Source organism: Enterococcus alcedinis (assembly GCF_014635985.1).
GTDB lineage: Bacteria > Bacillota > Bacilli > Lactobacillales > Enterococcaceae > Enterococcus_I > Enterococcus_I alcedinis.
In genome coordinates this window covers 1-7509 of the sequence record NZ_BMDT01000022.1, presented here as the reverse complement: position 1 = coordinate 7509, position 7509 = coordinate 1, and the positions used below count along the sequence as shown (strand labels likewise).

The following is a 7509-nucleotide window of genomic DNA, read 5'->3' as shown; positions in this document are numbered from 1 at the left end:
ATCCATTTCCGATTTCGTAAGGTTCAGCATCATAATTGTAAGTTAGTTCGATTTGCACAGAAGAACCTGGCGAATTCAAGTAAATTAAATCAAATTTATTTTCAGGGAACTCTCTACGGCTCGCCACTTCAAAATCGAATAAATTCGTATAGAAGTCTAAAGTCGCTTCAATATCTCTTACACGTAAGCAAATTTCAACAAGTACTTGGTTCATGAATATCATCCTCCAATAATTTCTTATCTTAATTCTAGCATGAATCGTTTATATGCACATTTTTTCAGCCTAATTGGGTTTTTACTCGATCCATTTTGATTGCGATTCAATTAAAAGCCAAAGTGATTAGCCATTTTTTCTACCTTCACGAAGGGATCAAGTGTAAAAATCCTTCTTCAAAAGATTGGAAAATCAAATAGCGAAAGGGTCGTTTGATTGAAAGCTACTTTTCGCTGTTTTTGTTTCCAATTTGATGAGAAAGGTCAATAAATCCGTATGCTGGTCGCTGAATATTAAGAGGAAGCTTGTTCGTCCATTTAATCAAAATAATCATTGAGAATATTTTCTTAACAGGGATTTAACATCGTAATAGGTATAATCGGTGCATAACATACGAAATAGGAGGAACAGATAATGAAAAAAAATATATTAATGAGTTTACTCGCGGTGCTAGTACTAGCAGGTTGTGCAGGAAAGAATCCAGAGGTAAAAGCAAGTAACGAAACTCAGAACGAGGTTCAAGTCAAAAAAGAGGATAAAGAGGATGATTTAATTAATAAGCAGTCGGAAGACCAACTTAGAGAGCAATCTGAAAACAAGGAAGAAGAATATGGTAGTGATGAGGGTGACTGGTATGGTGGTGGAGATTTAGATGACAAAGTAGATGATAGCCACTTATCGAAAGAAGAGCAGACAAAAAATCAAGAACTGGGCAAGTTGAAAGATGGTCAATATGGAATTGAACTAGTTTATCCATATGAGGATAGAATTAGATTTAATGTTTTATACGAAGTGATCGATAATAAGTTAGATTCAGATAAACAAGCAGCTCTTTCGGATGCATATAAAATGCCTGAAGATGACTCAGCAGCTGTAACAGTCAAGTTAGATTCTAAGATTAATGGTAAAGAAAGTACTTATAGACACGGTCTGTTTTTAATTGAGGTTAAAGATGGAGTGATTACTTCAGTTAAACAATCATCATAATCATTTATTGTCGATTGTAAAATTAAGCGAGGCAAATAAAGTTGTTAAAGAAAATCGCTAAAAAACTTTCGCTCGTAAAAGGATTATAAGCCCCGATGATTTATGAAATATTATGAAAAAGTGAAGTTGGAGGGAGAACAGAATGAATTTTTGGCAAAGAGGACTAAAAAGTGTAACGAGAAGAAAAGGACGTTCTTTGATTTTATTCTTAGTCGTTTTTATTTTAGGTAACGTTATTGCAGGAGCGGTTTCAATTGAACAGTCAACGAAAAACGTTGAGGTTGAAACGAAAAAACAAATGGGAGCGAGAGCAACCATTAGTATGGACTATGAACGCTTTGATGAGGAATATAATAAAAACCCAGAGAAGTTTGAAAATAATGAAGAGGTGTTAAAAAATCCGAGTTTAAAAGAACTGGAATCGATTGGGAAATTACCTTATGTTAAATATTTTGATTATTCTTCTAGAGCTCATCTGGGGACGAATAAAATAAAAGCTTATAAACCAGAAGAAGAGGATGCTGAGGGTGCTGGAGTCAAACATCAGTTCAATATGAAAGGGGTCAACCGCAAGGAAATGGTTGACGTTGAAGAAGGTTTAATCAAGATTGTTGAAGGAACGACTCTGGAAGAAAAAGATGTTCAAGAAGGTACTCGGAATATCATTATTAGTAAAGAAGTCGCGGAGTTAAATAATCTTTCTGTTGGTGATCAATTCGTCTTAGATGTCACTGGTGAAAACTATGGTGAAGAAGGAATGATTGGAAGTGCAGGAAATGCGGATCAATCTGAAAGTACAGTAAAACCAGAAATCACAACTTTTGATTTTCCAACTAAAATCGTTGGTATTTTTACTGTTGTGAAGAAAGAAGAAGTGAAAGAGAAGTCATCAGAAGAAAACTCGAATCAAGATTGGCAGGCAATGGAGCAAATTAATACCATTTATGGGCCAAATAAATTGGTTCAAGAATTAAGTAAAGAGATGCAAGAAAAAATTTGGAAAGTGTCAGCAGAAGAAAGGGTTGTCGATGAAGACTATGAAACAACTTATGTTTTAAAATCAATCGACGACTTAGAAGCATTCCGTGAAGAAGCAAATGCATTACTTACTAATGATTATTATCATGTCGTTGCTTCAAGTGATCAATACGACCAAGTGGCAGGTGGAATGCAAAAGTTGGGTAAAATTTCTGGCTATGTCGTTATTATCGCAGTCGCGGCATCACTGATGATTATTTCATTAATTGTTTTATTATTTTTGCGTGACCGGAAACACGAACTAGGGATCTATTTATCTCTAGGTGAAAAACGTAGTCAAATTATCGGTCAAATTTTAGTTGAATTACTCTTAACAAGTGCTCTAGCATTAATACTTTCATTAATTACAGGGAATTTGTTAGCAGGTGGTATTTCAGAATCACTCTTACAAACGGATTGGTTAAGTGGTAATCAAGAAGACATGATGTATTACAGCTCAATGATTAGTAGTGACCTAACACCAGAAGATGTTCAAAATACGTATCATGTGACGTTTTCTGTAGGTTATATTGTCAGCTATTTATTGATTGGGCTAAGTACTGTTTTACTTTCCGCTATTGTCCCATTGTTATATATTTTACGCTTAAATCCAAAGAAAATTATGATGTAAGGAGGAAATACCATGACTTTATTAGAAACGAAAAATGTCGATTATTACTACCAAGATGGCGATCAACGTCGTTATATTTTAAAAGATGCATCAGTGAAATTTGAAAAAGGGAAATGCTATTCGATTTTAGGACAATCAGGTTCAGGAAAGACAACCTTCTTATCATTAATTAGTGCCTTAGACGCACCAAAAGAAGGGAGTGTCTTGTTAAATGGAAAAGATATTAAAGAAATTGGTTACGAAGATTTTCGTCGTAATGAAATTAGTATCATCTTCCAAAGCTATAACTTAGTCCCTTATTTAACAGCCGTAGAAAATGTTCTAGTTCCAATGTCGATTACAGATAATGAGTTGCCAAAAAATCATAAAGAAGTAGCTTATAACTTATTAGACTATATTGGTATCACACAAGAAAAAGCGAATCGTTTAGTCAACCAACTTTCGGGGGGAGAGCAACAGCGGGTAGCGATTGCTCGCGCCCTAGCAACAAATGTGGACATTATCTTAGCTGATGAGCCAACAGGGAACTTAGATGAAGAGATGGAACAAGAAATTGTCGATATCTTTAAAGAACTGGCTCATACTCATAATAAATGTGTCATTATGGTGACTCACTCCAATGAAATTGCCCAACAAGCGGATGAAATATTATATTTACGTAAGGGTGTGATAGTGGCTTATGAGTGATTTTTTATCGAATTTTACAAAAGGCAAATATGATGATAAGAAACAAGGAAAAGAAAAAAAGGAAACAGAAATCTTATCCGAAGAACAGTCTTCGGAAGAATTTTTTGAAGAGAAAATGGAAGTTGAAAATGAAAAGATCATTCTATCAGAAGTAACAGTTTCTCGTCGGAGTCGAAAAGAGGAGTCACCAGTCAGTCGCTTTCAGACGGAAGAAACGGAATTTGATCCGACTTATAAAAAAAAGAAACGACAAAAATATCTCTTGATTGGTATGGGTTCAACCCTAGCAATTATTCTTGGGATTTTTGCTTACTATCAATTGACCCATGTAAAAGTACCTGATTTCAAATCTAAAGAAATTTCAGAAGTACGAACTTGGGCGAGTGATTCAGATGTAAAAATTGAAGTAGAGCAAGAATACAATTTTGATGAAGAAGTTAATCGTGTGATTAGCCAAGATTTTCCAGCAAATAAAAAGATTCGAAAAGGAAAAATTTTAACCGTAACTGGTAGTTTAGGCGCGAATCCAGAAGATAAAATTGCTTTAGCCAATTTTGCTGAAATGACAAAAGGGGAAGCGACGAAATGGATCGAAGAAAAGAAAGCAGAAAATATCACGTTGATTGAAAATTATGATGATAAAATTAAAACGGGTACTTTTATCAAACAAGAATTTGCTAATAAAGAATTAAAAGCGGAAGATTATCAACGCAAAGATCGGATGATGCTTTATTATTCAAAAGGCAAAGAAGTCTTTGAAAAAAATATTGAAGTGCTTGAATTCAAAGGAAAGCCTTTAACAGAAGTAGAGGCATGGGCGAAGAAAAATGAAGCCAAGTTGAAAGTTGAAAAAGACTTCTCAAATACTGTGGCTGAAGGTACAGTCATTTCCCAAGAAATTGCTAAAGGAAAGAAAATTGCAAAAGATGAAGTACTCGTCTTGCATGTCTCAAAAGGGAAAGCAATCGAAGTGCCAGATTACAGTCAATACACGAGGGATGAAGCTTCTGCCATTGAAGCGAAAATTCCTGTTGTTATTAAGAGTCTTTATTCTGATTCTGTCCCTTATGGCCAATTTATTAGCCAATCGGTCGAAGCTGGAAAACAGTATAATGAAACAGATACGATTCCAACGATTACGGTTGTTTATTCTGAAGGCCAACCTTATATGAAAGATTTACGAGGTTCGACAAGTGAAGGGGATTTGCCAAAACACTTCTTTGATGAATATCAATCAAAAGGTGTGAGTATTTATTACTCTGTGTATTACGTAGATTCAGCGGAGACAAAAGGTACGGTTGTTGAAATGAGTACGTATGGCCAGTTTATTAGCTCAGGTTCAACTGTTTCGATAGGGATTAGTTTAGGTAACTTAACGAATGCTGTCCCAGACAATGTTACGCCAGATCCAGGTTTACCAGATGAAGGTAGAGGGGAACAACCAGCGGGAGAACCAATTGAATAAAAATAATATCACACTAGTGTTGTATAAGTAATGAATATTCTGATAATCAGTTTTTCAAAATTTTTTTTAAAGAAACAGTGCTTACGCAAAGGATGACTCTTTCCAGAAATTTTTTGATTGCGATTCAATTAAAAGCTAAAGTGACCGGCCATTTTTTCTGTTTCACGAGGGGACTAAGCGTAAAAACCCTTCTTCAAAGGACTGGAAAATCAAATAGCCAAAGAGTCGTTTGATTTGAAAGCCACTTTTCACTGTTTTTGTTTCCAATTTGACGAGAGAGAGGAGTAAAGCCGCAATCTGTTGTCCTTTATATTAGATCTTGGGTAAGTCATCCGAATCTATTATAAAGGACTTTTTTAGTGAGTAAAAGAAAAAATTAATTCTGTGAAACAATAAATATTTCATACAATTGCTGATAAGGGGTAGCTGGGAATTAACAGAACATGTTATCATGAAAGCGCTCATAATCGTTAGTTAAGAAATGAAAGGATGTATCATCATAATGGAGACAACACTCGGTAAATACTCAGTACAGTTGTAATTATCTGTTAGCGGATTGTGCTGAGATTAATATGGAATGCTAACAGTTTCAACTGTACTAATTTTTAGAAATAATAAAAATTAGAAGGAGTACAGTGATGAAATATTATTTTGATATCTTACAAAATAAAAAGTTATGGATAACCATTTATATCTTTTTAGGTATTGTATTAGCGCTATTAAATGCTTTTAGTGCGAGTTATTTCCAAAAGGTCTTAGATGACTTTTGAGATAAAAGTCTATCTATCAAGACGATAGTTATTTATGCGATTGTTTTAGTGTTAATTTGTGGACTTAGTTATTTTGATGAGTATCCAAAGACGAATCTATCTGAAAGTATCTATTTGGAATTTAAGTTGAAAGCAATGAAGAAAATGGATACGATTGATTATAAATGTTATCAATCCTTAGGGACAGGGAGTTTGGTCCAGAATATAGAGACTGGTGCAAGCTCTGGCAAAAGAATTTTATTTGATTTTTATTTTCGACTCTTTAGAGAATTGATTCCAAGTATCTTTTTTAGTTTGATTTTTATAGCAACTATTAATAAGAATATGATGATTTACATTCTACTTGGTTATCTTGTTGTTTTTGCAACAACCAATATTTTATTGAAGTATCTATATAGGGTGAAAGCACGGATTTTAAATAATGAAGAAGTATTCAACAAAATTTTGATTCATAGCTTCATGGAATTGGTTGTCTTCAGAATTCATAAAAAGTTTCCGAAAGAGTTAAGTCATGCGACGAATGCAGCTGAACAAATAATAGAATCAAAAACGAAAATGACATTAATTCATGAAGCTTTTTTTACAGTATTTGCTTTCTTTATGACACTCATGAAAGTAATGATTCTATTTATTAGTTGGAAGAATGACGTCTTATCTGTCGGTGCGCTAGTCGCTTTACTTACATTAATTGATAAAGCATACACTCCGATTGCGATATTTAATGTCTTGTTTGTACAGCATAAACTGGATCAAAGTGCTTTTAGCAGATTTAGTGAATTCCTAGATATGCCAGATGATCTCATGTTGAGAGTAGGAAAAGACTTAGAATCTGTCGAAGGGAATCTTTCTTTTAAAAATGTATGTTTCTCTTATGAACAGAAGCACCTTTTTTCAGATTTATCATTTGATATTCCAGCAGGGAGTTCCGTGGCATTGGTTGGGGAAAGTGGTTCTGGCAAATCAACGATTGTTAAGCAAGTGGTTGGTTTGTTGAAGCCAGATTCTGGAACGATTTATATTGATGAGAATGACATGTCAGAACTCAATTTAAACCAATTGTATAACCACCTCTCATATACTTCTCAAGAATCACCGATTTTTGATGGAACGTTAAGAGAAAATATGATCTTTGATGTGGAGGTTTCAGATGATAAAATTCTTGAAGCCTTAGACAATGTTGGATTGACTGCCTTTTATGAATCGCTCCCTAATGGGTTGAGTACAGAAGTCGGTGAAAAAGGAACCATGCTTTCAGGTGGTGAGCGGCAAAGAATTGCTTTAGCTCGACTCTACTTTAAAGATGCAAAAATTGTCGGTTGTTCGTCAAATAGTGTTGATCGACCCAAAATGAATCAAATATGTCGTAGAAATCGATGGAGAATCTTTCATCGATTTTTTCTTTTTACTGATAAATGAATCCTTGAATAATATAAATACGATCGCGAAGATGATAAAAATTTCGGTAACCGTAGGAAACCCGTTTAATAAGCTTAATCTTATTGTTCAAACCTTCCGTCACACCATTGGAGTAGTCTAAGTCAAAAGCATTCTTGATCCCTTGTTTATACTTATTTAAGAAGCGTAACTTCTTCTTAAACCATTGAGGCAATCGAGAATCGAATGTTTGTATCACATGGAAAAAAGAAACCTGTCGACTATTATGAAGTACTCCCTGTCAAGTAGACAGTGTTAAAAACAAAAACTAATATTTTAGATTACGCAATCTCTTATCGTGAGA

Annotated in this window: 8 protein-coding genes; 6 read left to right on the top strand and 2 right to left on the bottom strand. The window is 34.3% G+C overall.

Features of this window, described 5'->3' with window-relative positions; genetic code table 11:
* Window positions 1-214, bottom strand: a 214-nt coding sequence (locus IEV09_RS12610) for a VOC family protein (RefSeq protein ID WP_188367612.1), incomplete at its 3' end; no start/stop codon positions are given.
* 414 nt (window positions 215-628) lie between these two features.
* On the opposite strand from IEV09_RS12610, the gene IEV09_RS12605 reads away from it, so the two are divergent.
* The 6 genes from IEV09_RS12605 (at window position 629) to IEV09_RS12585 (ending at window position 7187) form a co-directional block, all read left to right on the top strand.
* Window positions 629-1201: a hypothetical protein gene (locus IEV09_RS12605; RefSeq protein ID WP_188368655.1), complete on the top strand. Its 573-nt coding sequence runs from the start codon at window positions 629-631 to the stop codon at window positions 1199-1201.
* A 142-nt stretch (window positions 1202-1343) separates the two neighbouring features.
* A complete protein-coding gene (locus IEV09_RS12600; protein WP_188368654.1) occupies window positions 1344-2849 on the top strand; it encodes an ABC transporter permease in 1506 nt (501 codons plus the stop codon).
* A gap of 12 nt (window positions 2850-2861) precedes the next feature.
* Window positions 2862-3536, top strand: coding sequence for an ABC transporter ATP-binding protein (locus IEV09_RS12595; RefSeq protein ID WP_188368653.1), 675 nt, complete (start codon window positions 2862-2864; stop codon window positions 3534-3536).
* Entirely contained in the window at window positions 3529-5001 is a 1473-nt protein-coding gene (locus IEV09_RS12590; RefSeq protein ID WP_188368652.1) for a PASTA domain-containing protein, read from the top strand. Before IEV09_RS12595 ends, IEV09_RS12590 begins: the two co-directional genes overlap by 8 nt.
* A 638-nt stretch (window positions 5002-5639) precedes the next feature.
* Window positions 5640-5771, top strand: coding sequence for a hypothetical protein (locus IEV09_RS12805; protein ID WP_268234682.1), 132 nt, complete (start codon window positions 5640-5642; stop codon window positions 5769-5771).
* A gap of 135 nt (window positions 5772-5906) precedes the next feature.
* On the top strand, window positions 5907-7187 hold the full coding sequence (locus tag IEV09_RS12585; protein ID WP_209651418.1) for an ATP-binding cassette domain-containing protein: 1281 nt from the start codon (window positions 5907-5909) through the stop codon (window positions 7185-7187).
* On the opposite strand, the gene IEV09_RS12580 is transcribed toward IEV09_RS12585, so the two are convergent.
* Window positions 7174-7404, bottom strand: coding sequence for a transposase (locus IEV09_RS12580; protein ID WP_188368650.1), 231 nt, complete (start codon window positions 7402-7404; stop codon window positions 7174-7176). The two genes, IEV09_RS12585 and IEV09_RS12580, sit on opposite strands and share 14 nt — an antisense overlap.
* Window positions 7405-7509 lie beyond the last annotated feature (105 nt).